Origin of the sequence: Pelagibius sp. Alg239-R121 (assembly GCF_947331435.1) — a bacterium.
Classification (GTDB): Bacteria; Pseudomonadota; Alphaproteobacteria; order Kiloniellales; family Kiloniellaceae; genus Denitrobaculum.
In genome coordinates, this window is record NZ_CAMZOF010000001.1 from 61,202 (window position 1) to 76,890 (window position 15,689).

15 protein-coding genes are annotated in these 15,689 nt (G+C 61.4%); 7 read left to right on the plus strand and 8 right to left on the minus strand.

Features of this window, described 5'->3' with window-relative positions; all coding sequences use genetic code 11:
- The first annotated feature begins 2 nt into the window (after positions 1 to 2).
- Together QMZ18_RS00250 and QMZ18_RS00255 are read left to right on the plus strand one after the other, a co-directional pair.
- The gene (locus QMZ18_RS00250) at positions 3 to 1,247 is read left to right on the plus strand and encodes a cytochrome b/b6 domain-containing protein (RefSeq protein WP_282604216.1); all 1,245 of its coding nucleotides are present in this window, start codon (positions 3 to 5) and stop codon (positions 1,245 to 1,247) included.
- A 95-nt stretch (positions 1,248 to 1,342) separates the two neighbouring features.
- Positions 1,343 to 1,831 (plus strand): nucleoside deaminase, encoded by a 489-nt coding sequence (locus tag QMZ18_RS00255; RefSeq protein ID WP_282604217.1) that lies wholly within the window; start codon positions 1,343 to 1,345, stop codon positions 1,829 to 1,831.
- 158 nt (positions 1,832 to 1,989) lie between these two features.
- Here the strand turns inward: QMZ18_RS00255 and QMZ18_RS00260 are convergent, their stop codons facing one another.
- Positions 1,990 to 3,198, minus strand: coding sequence for a CynX/NimT family MFS transporter (locus tag QMZ18_RS00260; RefSeq protein WP_282604218.1), 1,209 nt, complete (start codon positions 3,196 to 3,198; stop codon positions 1,990 to 1,992).
- A 320-nt stretch (positions 3,199 to 3,518) separates the two neighbouring features.
- Positions 3,519 to 4,454 carry a LytTR family DNA-binding domain-containing protein gene (locus QMZ18_RS00265; protein ID WP_282604219.1) on the minus strand — a complete coding sequence of 312 codons (936 nt, stop codon included), beginning with the start codon at positions 4,452 to 4,454 and terminating at the stop codon, positions 3,519 to 3,521.
- 347 nt (positions 4,455 to 4,801) lie between these two features.
- Here QMZ18_RS00265 and QMZ18_RS00270 point away from each other — a divergent pair, with 347 nt between their 5' ends.
- A complete protein-coding gene (locus QMZ18_RS00270; protein WP_282604220.1) occupies positions 4,802 to 5,497 on the plus strand; it encodes a lectin in 696 nt (231 codons plus the stop codon).
- Positions 5,498 to 5,540: 43 nt separating this feature from the next.
- Here the strand turns inward: QMZ18_RS00270 and QMZ18_RS00275 are convergent, their stop codons facing one another.
- Positions 5,541 to 6,275 carry a helix-turn-helix domain-containing protein gene (locus QMZ18_RS00275; protein WP_282604221.1) on the minus strand — a complete coding sequence of 245 codons (735 nt, stop codon included), beginning with the start codon at positions 6,273 to 6,275 and terminating at the stop codon, positions 5,541 to 5,543.
- 161 nt (positions 6,276 to 6,436) lie between these two features.
- On the opposite strand from QMZ18_RS00275, the gene QMZ18_RS00280 reads away from it, so the two are divergent.
- Both QMZ18_RS00280 and QMZ18_RS00285 read left to right on the plus strand, forming a co-directional pair.
- Positions 6,437 to 7,813, plus strand: coding sequence for an FAD-binding oxidoreductase (locus QMZ18_RS00280; protein WP_282604222.1), 1,377 nt, complete (start codon positions 6,437 to 6,439; stop codon positions 7,811 to 7,813).
- 52 nt (positions 7,814 to 7,865) lie between these two features.
- Complete coding sequence (locus tag QMZ18_RS00285; RefSeq protein WP_282604223.1) at positions 7,866 to 8,510, plus strand: hypothetical protein; 645 nt, start codon at positions 7,866 to 7,868, stop codon at positions 8,508 to 8,510.
- A 16-nt stretch (positions 8,511 to 8,526) separates the two neighbouring features.
- On the opposite strand, the gene QMZ18_RS00290 is transcribed toward QMZ18_RS00285, so the two are convergent.
- Together QMZ18_RS00290 and QMZ18_RS00295 are read right to left on the minus strand one after the other, a co-directional pair.
- Positions 8,527 to 9,507 carry a CoA ester lyase gene (locus QMZ18_RS00290; protein ID WP_282604224.1) on the minus strand — a complete coding sequence of 327 codons (981 nt, stop codon included), beginning with the start codon at positions 9,505 to 9,507 and terminating at the stop codon, positions 8,527 to 8,529.
- 340 nt (positions 9,508 to 9,847) lie between these two features.
- Positions 9,848 to 10,657 carry a LytTR family DNA-binding domain-containing protein gene (locus tag QMZ18_RS00295; protein ID WP_282604225.1) on the minus strand — a complete coding sequence of 270 codons (810 nt, stop codon included), beginning with the start codon at positions 10,655 to 10,657 and terminating at the stop codon, positions 9,848 to 9,850.
- 161 nt (positions 10,658 to 10,818) lie between these two features.
- Between QMZ18_RS00295 and QMZ18_RS00300 the strand changes: the two genes are divergently transcribed.
- Positions 10,819 to 11,358: a cytochrome b gene (locus QMZ18_RS00300; protein WP_282604226.1), complete on the plus strand. Its 540-nt coding sequence runs from the start codon at positions 10,819 to 10,821 to the stop codon at positions 11,356 to 11,358.
- Positions 11,359 to 11,371: 13 nt separating this feature from the next.
- On the opposite strand, the gene QMZ18_RS00305 is transcribed toward QMZ18_RS00300, so the two are convergent.
- Genes QMZ18_RS00305 through QMZ18_RS00315 form a run of 3 tightly spaced genes read right to left on the minus strand, consistent with a single transcriptional unit; the run spans position 11,372 to position 14,549 of the window.
- A complete protein-coding gene (locus QMZ18_RS00305; protein ID WP_282604227.1) occupies positions 11,372 to 12,331 on the minus strand; it encodes a site-specific tyrosine recombinase XerD in 960 nt (319 codons plus the stop codon).
- Positions 12,332 to 12,334: 3 nt separating this feature from the next.
- Positions 12,335 to 14,428: a hypothetical protein gene (locus QMZ18_RS00310; RefSeq protein WP_282604228.1), complete on the minus strand. Its 2,094-nt coding sequence runs from the start codon at positions 14,426 to 14,428 to the stop codon at positions 12,335 to 12,337.
- On the minus strand, positions 14,409 to 14,549 hold the full coding sequence (locus QMZ18_RS00315; RefSeq protein ID WP_282604229.1) for a hypothetical protein: 141 nt from the start codon (positions 14,547 to 14,549) through the stop codon (positions 14,409 to 14,411). Before QMZ18_RS00315 ends, QMZ18_RS00310 begins: the two co-directional genes overlap by 20 nt.
- 515 nt (positions 14,550 to 15,064) lie before the next feature.
- On the opposite strand from QMZ18_RS00315, the gene QMZ18_RS00320 reads away from it, so the two are divergent.
- Entirely contained in the window at positions 15,065 to 15,688 is a 624-nt protein-coding gene (locus QMZ18_RS00320) for a shikimate kinase (protein ID WP_322097156.1), read from the plus strand.
- Position 15,689: the final 1 nt, after the last annotated feature.

Consider the following 15,689-nt stretch of genomic DNA (forward strand, 5'->3'; position numbering starts at 1 on the left):
AGATGCTTCTAAACACGCGGGAAACTTATGGTCTGGTTGCTCAACTCCTTCATTGGGTCACCGCAGGGCTGATTTTGACACTGCTTCCGCTTGGCCTCTACATGGAAGGCTTGCCGCAAGGCTCAGCGGAAGCAGTGCTTCAAAAATCCTGGTGGTACTCCCTGCACAAGACACTCGGGGTTCTCCTGTTTCTGGTCGCGCTCGTCCGGGTGGCCTGGGCTCTGGTTCAACCCCACCCAAGGCCGTTGAACGCGGAGAGGACGCTTGAGAGCCTGGCGGCGCAAAGCGTTCATTGGATGCTCTACGGGGCGATCCTGTGTATGCCCCTGACCGGCTGGCTGCATCACTCGGCGAGCGAGGGCTTCGCGCCGATCTGGTGGCCGTTCTTTCAGGACCTGCCGCTTGTTCCAAAAAACCCGCAGCTCGCGGGCATCTTCGGAACGGCACACGTCTTCACCGGCATCCTGCTGGGTCTTGCGTTGGCGCTTCATGTGGCGGGCGCGCTCAAACACGCCGTCATCGACCGCGACTCCACCTTGCGCCGCATGATACCCGGCCGGTATCACGCGGCAGCGGCAAATCCAACGGCAAGTCCGGTCGAACCAAGGTTCGCGCGGCTTCCCGCAGTTCTGGCGGCGCTGTCATTCCTGGTCGTCGGCGTGGCGACCCTTACCGATTTTTCGATCAAGCGAACGAACGGCGGAGCGGACATCGTCATCACGAACGGGGCAGAAGCCTCTTCTGCGGGATGGACACTCGACAAGCAAAAAAGCCGCCTGGACATTCAGATCATCCAGATGGGCAATCCCGTTGCCGGCAGCTTCGAGAAGTGGGATGCCGTTGTAAATTTCGACCCCGACAATATTGAAACCGCGTCTCTCGAGGTGCAGGTCGATGTCGGCAGCATCTCCCTCGGCGGTGTCAGCGAGCAGGCCAAGGGTGTGAACTTCCTCAACGCGGCAATGCATCCGATTGCGAATTTTGTGTCTGAGAGTTTTGTCCATTCAGGCGAGCACAGCTATGCGGCCGATGGTCAATTGTCTCTGGCAGGACATCGTCAGCCGCTGGCTTTGCCATTCATGCTTCGAATCGAAAACGGCCGTGCCTATGTCGAAGCCGAACTTACGATCGAGCGGCTCGCGTTCGGCATCGGTGAGAAGGGCTTTACCGACGACGGACAACTGGGATTTGGGGTGCTGGTCAAGGTCATCCTGGAAGCCGAGAGAGCCGCACCGGGAGCAGAATAACCCTCGCCCTTCCGCTCGAAATACCAGCGCCGTCATGCTTCACCCCTTGTCAAAACAAGGAAAGCCCTGAAACAGAAACACAAGAAGGTTGGGAGATGAACGGAAATTGCCGCCGTAAGTTATTAAGGGTCATGGCTTTCGGGCCGGCGCTCACTTTTTCGACCGCATCGGGCACTGGTCTCGCGGCACAGAAACGAGAAGAGCCTGAACCCCTCATACAGCCGTCTGAGCAAAATCCCGCGCATTACATCGCACGCGCAAAGGATCTGGCCGATACCTCAATCAAACTCGGCGACGGCACGGGATACGGTGCCGTTCTTGTGAAGAACGGCCTGATCGTAGGCGAGGGACGAAATCGGATTTATTCGCTAAACGATCCGACGGCCCACTCCGAAATCGACGCGATCAGGGATGCCTGCCGCCGATTGACGACTCCCACCCTGGAAGGCTGTGAGATCTTCTGTTCCGCGCGGCCTTGCCAAATGTGCGACACTGCCTGCTATTGGGCGAAACTGAAGCGGATTCATTACGCATCGGCGAAATCCGAAATCATCTCCGTAGTCCCGCACTATTCCAGGTGCTGACGACCAACGATGCTTCCAGGCGGAAGCGGTTTGGGCGTGTACTGTGCACCGATGTTTCACAACACAAAGCATGCCTATGACCGCTGGCAGAAGAGGTGGGGCAGTATGAGGACCGATCAACTTTAGGTACTTTTGCGTCTCCAAAAAGACTAAGCGTGTCACTGCTCCAAGCGGCCGATCAGGAAGCCCGCGAGCACCGCGAGCGCGGCCAGCGGCAACACCACGTAAAGGGCGTCCGACCAGTTGCCGGTCTGCTCCACGACATAGGACGATATCGCCGGACCGGTGAGTTGCCCGATGGCGACACCCTGCAGCATCAATCCGTTGACCGAGGAAACGTGGTTGGGGGACGGCACGTGGACCGGGACGCCCGCGAACAAAACGCCCGGGATCAGCCCGCCGAAGGCAGAGAAACAGACGGCCGCCCCGATCCGAAGCATCGGCGGGAAACTGTCGTTCAGAACGAACACCGCCGCGATCGCCAGAATGAGGGAGGTGGCGATGACAATGCTGGCGCGGGAAATGCCGCGGCCGAGCAGCCAGGCCGAGCCGAGGGTGCCGATCAGATTGGCGATGATGACGGCGGCGCCGGCCACGCCCGCCGCCGGCACGCTCCAGTGCGCCTGCTCCACGAGAATCAGCGGGACGAAGCTGCTGATGATGAAGAACTGCGACGCGTAGGAGCCAAATCCGAGCGCCAGCAGCAGCGGGCCCGGCCGTTTCACGACGACGAGCGTGCCGGCAATGGTCACGGGTTGTTTTTTGGCCAGATGACCGGGTTGATCGCTGGACGGGTTTTCGGGCGGATATTTCCGCGCCGTGAAAGCGAAGGCGGCGGCAACGATGACAATGGCAGCGGCGGTCACTTGCCAGACGCCAGGCCATCCGATGTCTTCGACGATCAGTCCTGATACCAGCAGCATGGAGCCCATGCCGGCCGGCATGTAGCTGGACCAGATGCCCATGACCTTTTGCCGGTCGCGCGTCTGGCTGGCCCGCAGCAGCAAAGGCGGTATGGAGACCACCGTCAGGAAGAACCCCAATCCCTCGCCGGTGCGGGTCACAAGAAGGGGCAGTGCCGTGGTGGCCGCCGATCCGGCGAGCGAGGAAAGGGCGGCAAGCCCCATGCCGAAAATCGCGATGCGGCGCGGCCCGAAGCGGTCGGCGATCGAGCCGGCAAGCACACCGCCGAACCCCGCGATCAGGGTGAAGATGGAAACGACAAGCCCGGCCTCGAACAGCGACAGACCCATGCCGGCACGGATCACGGGCAGCGCCGCCGGCGCCTTGCCGATCAGCATCGCAACCGCAATGCCTCCGGCAAGGAATATCAGGACGTCCGGCCAGTGGGTCTTTTCAGTTGTCATTGCCGATGTTCATGAGGTGATTGCGGGAATGCGACCGTTGCGTAGGTGCTCCAGGCGCAAGTGGTTTGCGTGTCGTGTCAATCAGTGCGAAACGAGCTCCCCCACCCCTTGTCGCTGGTAAGGTTTCTGCGGCCGGTATCAGGGTTGTGGATTGTCGGGAGATGTCGAGCGGGTATCTTTCAGGTGAAATTGGGCCAGATGAATTTATGCCGGGTGTAGGATAGGGAGTCAGGTCTTGTTTTGTGCACCGATAGTTTAGCACCAAATACGTACCTCAATTCGGATAGGGCATTCCCAACTGTGAGTGGCTCGCGGCGACCTCACCCTACATTCCCCGCCAACGCCTGCTCCGTCGCGGACCGATAGGACCGGCTGACCGGCACCACCTCACCGCTTTGCAGGCGGAGACGGAGGTTGGCACCGTCTTTGAAAGGTTCGGCGATGGCGTCGAACGCCACCCAGTGGGAACGGTGGACCTGGATGCCGGCCTGGGCGGGCAGGTCCAGCAGGATATCGGAAAATCTGTGCAGCACCATCCGGGTCTCCTCCGTGGTCTTCAGGCGCACGTAATGTTCCTGGGCTTCAGCCCAGAGGATCTCGCCTGAGAGCGGCGGGTCGATGCGGGAGAGGATGGCGGTGGAAGGTCCTGCGGTGGAAGGTTCGGCGGCGTGAGGTTCGGCGGCGCGAGGTTCGGCGGCGCGACGTTCGGCGGCTGCGACAGTATCTGACGGAATTTCGCAAACTGCTTCTGCCTCACGTGCTGAGGGTGGCTCTGCTCTAGACGGTAACAGACGCGCCATGAAGATCTTGGGAAGGCTCAACAGCAGGCAGAGCACCAGATGGTTGTCGGAAAGAAAGAGCAACTCGAGTCCAAACTCGGTGAACTTGGACGCGGGTGCGGCGGCGCCGGCCTCCAGGCCCAACTCCGGATACCCCAGCACGATATCGAAGGCGGTGATGGCCAGCACGAAGGGCGGCAGGCTGATCCCGATCGCCAATGCCGTCACCAACGCAAAGGAGCGCGGCTCGGGCAGATAGCGCTCGATCACCTGGCGCAGAGCGACGAACAACAAGGTCTCGATGAAGAGGCGGATCAGCCAGTAGGCATAGAGGCCGGAGAGCGCGGTGACTCCGATGGGCGCGACACCGTTGGGAGCGACTTCGGAGGCGGCGATCAACAACGCCGCCAGGACAGCGATCGCGATAACGTAGGTTTCTTCGCGCCTCCACACAGCCTGGAGCCCCCGTTCGTGCATTCCATTCATGCTTCTTGAATGGCAGCGTCCTTGCAAGCCCTTAAAAACAAGGCGGTTATTTCACGCCCGCATTTCAACACAGGAAGCGAATGAGTTGCACTCACGAAGTTGTGCGGCAAGCCCTGTTTCGGTGCGGGATTTTATCTTCAATACTTCTGGCGGGTTTTGACCGGCAAGGCTTCGGCGTGCGCTTCGCATGGGACTGACACCCCTTAGTGCAGACCGAAGCACCGGGAACAGGTCACGCAATTCAATCAAACCAGGGTCCAAGAAATCGTGCCGGAGCAAATCGGTCGGATCACACCAAAGATCGCTTCACCCCGCACACCGCAATAAAGGGAACTGTCATGACCATTACGCGAACTCTGACCGCGGCACTGCCACTGGCTGCAATTACACTGGCTCTGGGTGTCACTACCGCCAGTGTCACACTTGCATTTACTTCTGAGGCACAGGCCGCCGACAAGACCATGGGCTTTTTCATCACCAGCGTCGGGCCGGGTGACGGCGCGAATCTGGGCGGGCTGGAAGGCGCAGACGCCTACTGCGCCAAGCTGGCAACGGAGTCGGGCGCGGCCGGGGCGGCGGGCAAGACCTGGCGGGCTTATCTGAGCACCGAGGAAGACGGCAAACGCGGCATCTCGGCGCGCAACCGCATCGGCCAGGGCCCCTGGTACAATGCGCTCGGCGAACTGATCGCGGTCGATCTGGACCAGCTGCACCTGAACCCGAACATCGTGCTGCGCACGGCCCTGGACGAGAAGGGCGGACACGTCAACGGCCGCGGCGAGAAGCCCAACCGGCATGACATCCTGACCGGCTCCATGGCCGACGGCACGGCCTACTTCCCGGACGACAAGGACCATACCTGCAGCAATTGGACCAGCAACGCCAGCACCGGCAGCGCACAGGTCGGCCACCACGACCGCCACGGCGGCGGCAACACCTCCTGGAACTCCGCCCACCCTTCGCGCGGTTGCGGTGAAGCCGACCTGCCCAAGACAGGCGGCGCCGGCCTCTTCATGTGCTTCGCGGCGGACTAACGCGTCTCGGAGAAAGATATGCGGGGGAAGAGCAATCCCCCCGCTATTCTGCGGCCACGGTCTTCGTTTCTGCCTCGTTCAGACTCCGTTCACTGCCGGGACATTCGCGCGGGAAGGGCGCGAGCGCGCTGAGGAGCAGCCAGTCGGGCAGCGCGCGGCGCAGGTCTTTCGGGCCTTCCACGCGGATGTGGCCCTGGCGGATTTCCGCCCGCAAGTCGCGAAAGCCGCGCCAGGCCTCGACGAAGCGGCGGATGTCGGCATTCAGGATCACGTCGGGATCGTAGCCGGGATTCTTGAGGCACATGTCGACCTTGCCGTCCTTATGCACCAGCCAGAAACGGCGGAGTTCAGAGGGCGTGCCGGTAAAGAGGAATTCCAGAACCGTGCGTCCCGCGGGCATGGCCCCGACATTAAGGCGCGTGTGCATGCTCCAGGCCAGAAAGGCCGGGTCCAGATCGTCGTGCTCCATGTCGCGAGACCAGCGCTGGCCCCAGACTGCGAGATCCATGATGATCGGCTCCAGTTCACTGCCGGCCTGGGTTGGGAGATATTCGAAACCGCGCGCGTTCGCGAGCGGCCGGCGCTCCGCAAGACCGGCCTGCTCGAGCCGGGCCAGGCGCTGGGTCAGAAGCGTGGCGGAGATGCGCGGCACGCCGCGGTGGATCTCGTTGAAACGGCGGCAGCCGTCGAGCAGGCGGCTCATCACCAATAGCGTCCAGCGTTCACACAGTAACTCCGCAGCCAATGCCAACGGGCAGTACTGACCATAACCTTTCATGGCGATCGATCCCCTTCGCTGTTATCTGCTGCCGTAAGTTTTTCAGGACTCGCAAGGCATAACAACTCCAGAATCTGTAGTACTCCAGATTCCTCACTATCTCCGTGAACCTATTCGCGGCAGGCTGGGGTCTGTCGGAAAGCGGTAAAGGAGCCTGCGGTATGTCCGGGGAAAAGTGGGTGGAACGGCTGCGCGGTGCGGTCCAGGGCCAGTTGCTGCTGCCCGAAGACCAGGGTTACGACACGGCTCGGCAGGTCTGGAACGCCATGATCGACCGGCGGCCGGCGGCGATCCTGCACTGCGTCTGTGCAGACGACGTGGTAGTCGCGGTGAAGACAGCAGTTGCTTACGGACTGGCGGTATCGGTGCGCGGCGGCGGACACAATGTGGCGGGCACGGCAGTCAGCGACGGCGGTTTGATGATCGATCTGTCTAGCTTGCGCAGTGTTCAGGTGGACGCGAAGAGGCAGCGGGCATGGGTCGAGGGCGGGGCGACCCTGCGGGATCTGGATGCCGCGACTCAGGCTCAGGGGCTTGCAACACCGGGCGGCGTGGTCTCTTCAACAGGGGTCGCGGGACTGACCCTCGGCGGCGGTTTCGGCTGGTTGTCACGTCTGCACGGCCTGACGTCTGACAACCTGCTGTCGGTCGAATTGGTGCTGGCAGACGGTTCCCAAGTCCGGGCGAGCGCCGAGGACCACAGCGATCTCTTTTGGGGCTTGCGCGGCGGCAGCGGCAATTTCGGCATCGCCACGAAGTTCGAATTTGCCCTACACCCGATCGGCCCGGAGATCCTGTTTGGCCCGACGGTCTACCCTCTGGAGGACGCTCCGGCGGTGCTGCGGCATTATGAAGCCTTTGCGCTTGAGGCGCCCCGGTCCTGCTGTGTCTGGGCCAATCTGATGACCGCGCCGCCCCTGCCGTTCCTGCCGGAAGAGTTTCACGGCAGCAAGGTCCTGACCCTCATGCAGTGTTGCGCCGGTGACCCAGAGGAGGGACGGAGGCTGCTGGCGCCTTTGCGGAAATTCAGCACGCCGCTGGGCGATGCGGTCATGCCCCGCCCCTATACGGAAGCGCAGTCGATCCTGGACGCGGCTTACGACAAAGGCGCGCGTAACTACTGGCGCTCGCACAATTTCCTGCGTCTGGAGGATCCGTTGCCCGACACTCTGTGCGAACTGGCAGCAGACCTGCCGACACCGGAATCAGACATCCTGATCAGCCAGCTCGGCGGCGCGATTGCCGATAGGGCGCCCGGCGACAGCGCCTATCCCCACCGGCAGACGAACTTTGCGATCACACCGGGGGTGCGCTGGCGCGATCCAGCGGAAGACGAGGCCAGGATCGCTTGGCTGCGCACTGCCTCCGACGCCCTCGCGGCGCAGGCGGAAGCGGGCAGCTACGTCAATTTCATCAGTGAAAGAGAGGGCCGCGCGCAGGAGGCATATGGCGCCAACTATGGGCGGCTCACCGCGCTGAAGGCGGAGTATGACCCGGAGAACCTGTTCCGCTGCAACCAGAACGTGGTACCGGCGTGACCAGCGTGGCCGGCATCGTGAAACAGAAGGCACAACAAAGAAGGAGAGCGAGATGAGACTGACGACAAACCTTCTAATGGTCCTGGCTGCGGGAGGTGTCAGCGCTTGCGGTCATATAGCGGAGAGTCAACAGGGCCTGCGCGAGCTGCGCACGGGCGTGGAGCGCATGGCCAGCGACGCGGCACCGGCCGTTCCGATCACCGGGGCCGAGGCCCGCCTTGTTACGTCATCGAGGGGCGCCGCCATGCGGCTGAGCACTTCCGGCCTGCAGGCCGGTCATGTGACGACCGCCTGGTGGGTAGTCATCAACGCGCCGTCAAACTGTAACGCCCAACCCTGTTCGCCCGACGACGTGATCGGCCGTGCGGACGCTGTCGAAACACAAATCGTCTACGCAGACGGCGCGATTGTTGCTGCGGATGGCTCGGCGGAATTCTCGTCCTATCTGCCGCAGGGCGATGTACCGCAGGGCTGGTACAGTCAGCGCTTCGAGGCCCCTACCACGGCGGAAATACACCTTGTACTGAACGACCACGGCCCGCTGCTGCCGGAGCTGGCCGCCTCCATGCTGCGCTCCTACCGCGGTGGCTGTCGCGACGACAGCCTGCCGCCGCCCTTTCCGGACAGCGCAAAAGCCGATGGCGCGCCCGGACCGAATAGCTGCGCATTGGTCCAGGACGCGATCTTCCGGCAATAAGCCGAGCTGCCCTGCCTTACCCCGCCGCAGCGATCTGCTCGGCTTTCTTGACCATCACTTCGGCCTGCTTGATCGAAGCGATGTCGATCAGGCGGCCATCCAGGGAAACGGCACCTTTGCCTTCGGCCTGAGCTTGTTTCATGGCGTCCAGGATGCGTTGGGCCTGAGTGATTTCCTTTTCCGAAGGGCTGTTGACCTCGTTGGCGATATCCACCTGACTGGGGTGGATCGCCCACTTGCCTTCGCAGCCGAGCACCGCGGCGCGGTAGGCTTGAGCCTTAAAGCCATCGGGGTCGGAGAAGTCGCCGAAGGGGCCATCGATCGGACGCAGGCCATGAGCGCGGGCGGCGACCACCATACGGGCAACGGCATAGTGCCACATGTCACCCCAATGGTAGTCGCGCGGCGCATCGCCGTCCTTGTCCGTAAGTACGCCATAATTGGCGTTGGGACCGCCGATAACCGTGGTGCGCGCTTTGGTCGAGGCGGCGTAGTCGGCAACGCCGAAATGCAGGCTTTCGTTCCGCTTGGATGCGGCAGCGATAGCGTCCACGTTGGCCATACCCAGCGCAGTCTCGATGATCATCTCGAAGCCGATCTTCTTTTTACGGGCCACGGCGTCCTCGACCTGAGTAACCAGCATGTCGAGCGCGTAGACGTCGGCGGCTGTGCCGACCTTCGGGATCATGATCATGTCAAGACGCTCGCCGCCCTGCTCAATGATATCCACCACGTCGCGGTACATGTAGTGGGTGTCCAAGCCGTTGATGCGGACCGAAATGGTTTTGTCGCCCCAGTCGAGATCGTTCAGGCCTTCGATGATATTCTTGCGGGCCTGGGCCTTGTCGTCGGGTGCCACCGCGTCTTCCAGATCGAGGAAAATCACATCGGCGGCGGACTTGGCCGCCTTCTCAAAGAACTGCGGGCTGCTGCCCGGGACCGCCAGTTCGCTCCGGTTCAGACGTGCGGTGGCCTGTTCGACAATGGTAAAGCTCATGGGATTTCCTCGCTCTCTGGAATGACACTGCCTGATATTGCTGTGCAACATCAGAGCGCGCGTAGCGCCATACTGCACAGCATCCGGGTAATTTCCGGTAAAATTTGCAGTGCAGTATAGACAGATTCTTTCGCACCGCAACAAAGCTTTTGAGTGAGTGATGACTCTTGAGTGCGACGGTTATTTACGTAATCAGACAGGAAGGAGAGATACCGTCCAACCAGCCCGCGAACTCCTACCCGCAGGCCGGTGAAGCTATCCTGTCTGGGATCCCTTTGATAACCGACTTGGAACTTTTTCTAAGTCTCCGCGGCGGGGGTCTTTCCGCTGCGGGTCCGCATCATGAACGCCATGACGGGATGTCTCGCATGCTCAGCCGGGCCTTCAACTCCGAATAGCGTCTCCGGCTGACGGGAACCTGGTCGCCATTGCTCATAGTGCATAGATATGCGCTTCCGGAGCGTGCCAAATCCCGGACGTGGTCCAGGCTGATCCAATGCGATCTGTGGCACTGGACGCCACCGAGTTGCGTCAGGCGTTCAACACAGTCACCGAACTGTTCCGTAAGCAACACAGATCCGTTTGTGGTCACGAGTTCGACGTAGTGATCCTGGGCATGCATTCGAATGATGTCGTCACCTAACGAAAGAGGAACAGTATCAATCAGACTCTTCAGTGACGGGCGGGTTGCCTCTGTGTGACCGTCATGAACCGGTGCAGCCCGGGCGAGAATGAAAACCACGACCAGCGCCACGGTCAAGGCAACCGGCGCGACCGCCATAACCTCGCTGATGTAGATTTTGACCGGGTGCAGAGCCGCCACAAGCTCTTCGTCCGGCTTTCCAAATCCATAATCCAGCAGCAAAGACACGGGTGCGAAAAGAACGGGCAGAAGCAATGTCGAGGCAACAGCCGGTAGGAGAGCAGGTAGTCCAAGGCGCTGGAAAACCGCCAGACCCGCCAGGAACAGGGCAGCGGCAAATAGTATATGCGGCGACCACAGCCCAAAGGCAGCCAGAATAGGCAGATCCGACGTGTGATCCGGCTCGAGAACCAATGCAATGCATCCGCCGATCAACGCGGCGACCAGCACCTTCTTCGGAAGCGCTCGCCAGTCAATAGCCGTAAGCGAAACTTCATTCAGCGTCATCGACGAAATCTAGCAACTGCCTTGCGAGTGGTCGAGAAACAACCGCTCACGAAATTTCACTGACCGTCTGCGGAGCCGGGAAACCATCCGTTCAGTCCCCATGGCGAATGGAGCCCGCCCGTGTCAGTAAACCCGCAGTTTTCAGCCAAATGGGTCTTCAAATGGAACGTTATGTACTTTCAGCGCGGGTCTTGCATTGGGTGATGGCCGCGGGCTTCATCTTCATGTGGGCTTGCGGCTACGCAATGACATCGCTCGTGTCGGACGACTCCCCATTGCAGGAGTTCTTGTTCGGGCTTCATATCTCAATTGGCGTAACGTTGCTTCTCCTCCTGGTGATACGCATCGCGGTAAGAACCTCAAACTCGCCCCCACCGCTCCCGAAAGCTATGGCCAGATGGGAGGTAATCGGCTCACATCTCGGCCATCTGGGGCTTTACCTGCTGCCGGCAGCGGTCATCCTCATCGGTTGGGCCGAAACTGATTTTGGCGGTCATGGCGTCAAGTGGTTCGGTTTATCGATGCCGAAGATATTCCCGACAATGAAATCACTTTGGGGGCAGGATCTCGAAACCGCCACTTCGACACTGCACGAGTGGCTCGCATACGCGATGCTCGCGCTGGCGGCGGTCCACGTCGCAGCGGTGATTAAGCACCGCTGGATTGATGGACACGATGTCCTAAAGAGAATGACCTTTTAGGAGCAATCGGCCTCTAATTCCTGTCCGAAAGCGGATGGTGGTTAAGCACCAGGGATTTCATGCGCTCGCTGAGCACGTGGGTGTAGATCTGGGTGGTAGAGATATCGGCGTGGCCAAGCATCTTCTGCACCGCGCGTAGATCAGCGCCATGATCCAGCAAATGGCTGGCGAAGGCATGGCGCAGGACATGGGGCGAGACCTTGGCATGATCAATACCGGCAGCGATGGCAAGGTCTTTGAGAAGCTGGCCGACCCGGTGGCGGGTCAGATGCCCGGATTTGCCGCGGGATGGGAAGAGCCAAGGGGATTCAGGCGGTTTTTTGCTTCCGTTCGCTTTGGCTGCCAGTTTGCTCATCAGAAAACGGGAACGGATCTCGCGGAACTCTGACAAGGCTTCACGGGCAGGGACGCTCAGGGGCACAAGACGCTCGCGCCCGCCCTTGCCCTGAACCAGAAGCACACGCGGGTCGCGGGCAGTGGCCGACAGCGGTAGGGAGACCAACTCGGATACCCGCAGGCCAGTGGCGTAGAGCAGTTCCAACAAAGTGCTGAGGCGCACGCCCTCTGGCGAGGGGTCGGCACGGGCCGTGGTCAGCAGGCACTCGACCTCGGCTTCACTGAGGACTCTTGGCAGAGGCCGGCCTTGACGCGGGCTTTCAAGACCCGTTGTCGGGTCATCACCGCGAAGACGGTCTTCGTAGAGGAAACGATAGAACTGCCGCAGGGCTGAGAGCCGCCGGGCGGCAGTGCGCGGCGCCATGCCGCTGGCGGTCAGAGTTCGAAGGTAGGCGCGTAAATCCTCGGTTTCAGCGTCGCCAAGCCCCTTACCCCGCGAACCGAGGAAGTTCTCGCAGTGTTCAAGATCGCGGCGGTAAGCATCCAGGGTATTGGCGGCCGCACCGCGTTCGGCGGCCAGCATTTCCAGAAAAGCATCACTGCTTGCACCCAGGGAAATGGGGGCAATCCCGGGCATAGTCTAGAGCCCGCTGGCTTCAGCAGCTTCCATGGCCAGAGCGCGGGCTTCCCGGTCGAAGCCGAGGCGGCGGAGGCTTTGGACAGCCGTGGCGATCGCCAGGAGATCATGTTTTGCCGCCGCCGGGTTCTGCGCAGAGATGGCCGCGAGCAAGATACTTTCACCCTTGCGGTTCGCTCGGCTGGCCTGCCCCAACGCCAGGAGAATGACAGGATCGGTGGTCGCGATGACGGAACCGTGGTCGTCGCCCTCTTCGACCTCCGGCGCCTGCCAGGACGTCGATAAAGCCAGGTCCGACCAGGTTAGATCGTCATTTTCGCCGACGGCATCCAACAGCGCACGCAGGAGAATGGCCTGGCGTGAGGAAATGGCCACGTCCCCGCCATCCGGCAGGTCGGGATCGGCGCCCTCACCCTGCCCGGCCAGCACAAAGTCACGCAGGTACTCGGCGCGCTGCGGATACCATGCAGCCAGCCCCATTTCACCCGTTCCTCCCAGTGCCGTGACTCCTGCGCCCGACAGGCGCTGATAGGGCCAGAGCCCAAGGGCAGCTCCCTTGGCCTGCGGACTGACGGCAACAAGCCGGCCGGCCTGCGTCGCCCAGGCGTCGGCCTGTTCCGTACGGCCGGCCATATAGAGCGCCCGTCCCGCCGTTTCGGTAAACCACAGCAATTCACGCGTCGGCTGGATATCGATCAACAGCGGCATCAGCACCTTGTTGCCAACGCCGGCTAGGCCGTCATCCTTCATACGGCGAAAGGCCTCGTTAAGGATCTCAGCGCGTGCCACCGGCAGCGCTTGCTGACCAGCAGCCTGAAACAGCAGGGCCCGCCCGCGCACGCCGTTGCTGATGGCAGCGGCTTCGATGGGCGCCTGCAATTCGTCATTGCCAAAGGTGAAGCCACTGTAGAGTTCACCCAGGCCGGAGGCCGGGAAGCTGCCGACGGCAACCGCCTGTTCCGCCGCCTCGGCCCGTTCGGGCAGATTATAGGCGGGCGATGCCGCAATTGCCGCCAAAACCGTGGGACGTGCCGTGCTGACATCGTCGGGCAGAACCCGCTGGTTCGTGGCCCGGGCCAGGGACATGTGCAACGGCGACGGATCGAGCGAGGTCACGTCGCTGGTGGCGCCGCCAATGGCGGCTTCGGCGGATTCGACCAGTTCGAAGAAGGTGGCGTCGTCATCACCACCCTCGCGCAAAAGATCGAGCCCCAGGATCGCACCGTTCAGATCGCCCGCGACGATCTGGCAATACATCAACGCCTTGGGCCAGAAGGGATCGGCGGGATAGGAGACGACGGCATCACGCACGATGGCGCAGGCTGTCACATCGTCCTGCAACAACATCAGGGTTTCGACCTGGACGCGGGTAATCACCTCATCGACGTCGCGGCTGGGCACAACCGCCAGAAGCTCGTTCAATCCCTGGGATTCGCCAAGCGCCGCGAGGGCTTCGGCGCGCAGGGACAGAAAACTGGATACCGTGGCGGCGCTCCCGCCGATTCCAGCTGAACGCGCCACCAGACCCGCGTCGTTGCGTGTCTCCTGGCTGCGAGCCAATTGTGCCAGAGGCACCGCTGCCGTTGGACGGGCGGCGGGCGGGTCGGCAACGGACAACAGTGTCCGCCGCAGCAGATCCCGAAGCGTCGGAGACGAAACACCTGCCGGTGTACGCCGCAACAGGCCTGAAATCGTCGTACGGTCGCTGCCGCGCCAAAGATCCGCCCCCAGCCCGCCACTTTCGGAATCAATCGCGCCAATGGAATTGGGATCGACCGCTGAGAGAGAATCGATCTCAATGCCCTTCTTCCGCTGTGCCGCAGGCTGATTGACGGTCAGGCTCTTGACCGCTGCCGCCGAGGGAACCTTGGCCGCGCCGGGCTGCGCCCCCGGCTGCTGTCCGGGCACCAGAGAGATCGGCGGCGTCAGACGAACCGGACTGCCTGTTTTTTGAGGAGCTGCGTCCTGTTGGGCGTATACGGATGGAACACCTGCGCCCAGACCAAGCACCAGCAGCGCTGCCGCAGCCAGGAAGCTGCCTGCCGTTACGGACCCGGAGGGCCGCAACAGGGGACGACTAGCGGGGAAAGCGCTCATTGGAGAGGACTTTTTCGACAGGAGCGGAGGGCGCCGGAATGTCCCATGTCGTCAGGAACAACGCACCCGCGCCGACCAGACCAAACAGCAGGACGACGGCGATTAAGCTGGTTTTTCTCATGGGCGAAACTGCGGGCTTTGGATTCGTAGGAAAACAAAGAGTGGCATGCTTGGACTCTCTCGAAAAGAGCGGATCGCCGCTCGCGGCCAAAATTCATAGAAAAATCAGCGTGCGCGCGCCGTCTGAAGCGTCTTGATATCATATCGCCGACCCGACTAAAGAGGCCTTCATAGGCCCAAACACCCACATAGCTGTACGCATAGCAAAAATACGCCAAAAACACGCGACTCATTTCGGCGTCGTGCGGCGCGCAAGGCTTGCATCGCTTTCGGGAAACGACCATAACTTTGGAGTATGGCGAATTTGCGGCAGTTTTCTTAGGGTCTGATTGTTTATCGGAACTCAAAAAGGAAGCTGGGCCAGCGTCGCTGAATTAGATTTGATCCCGATTTGCCGTATTTGGGATCGCAGGGGCGCCGAGACCGTAGTCGTGACGGCGAACGCCCCCATAATATGGCAAAAGGCCCGGCGAAAGCCGGGATGGGAAATAACGGTCGAAAGACGTGAAGACAAAGATTGCAGACCCGGCACCACAGGACGACGAAGCGGGAAAAGAGACCGCCGAATTACGCCTGCCGAAAGCTCTGGTGCTGGTCGGACTGATGGGCGCGGGTAAGAGCTGTATCGGCCGCCGGCTATCGGAAGCTCTGGAGCTTCCTTTCGTCGACGCTGACACGGAGATCGAAGCGGCTGCCGGCTGTACCATTCAGGAAATTTTCGAACGGCACGGTGAAGCCGCTTTCAGAGACGGAGAACGCCGGGTCATCGAGCGGCTGCTGAACGGCAAGATTCAAATCCTGGCGACCGGCGGCGGCGCCTTCATGGATCCGCGTACCCGCGAAACCATCCGGCAGCACGCAAACTCGCTCTGGCTGCGCGCAGACCTGGATCTGCTGGTCAAACGCACCAGCCGCCGAAACCACCGGCCCCTGCTGCATCAGGGCAACCCCCGTCAGATTCTCGGCGATCTCATCGACAAGCGCTATCCGGTCTATGGTGAAGCTGACGTCATTATCGATTCCGTCGACGGGCCCGTGGAGACGACGGTTCAGCGTGCTCTGGACGCCATCACCGCCTTCCTGTCGAACCAGGGCGAGGCCCGCGAGGATACCAACAGCCTGCGCAAGGCCGGGGAATAAT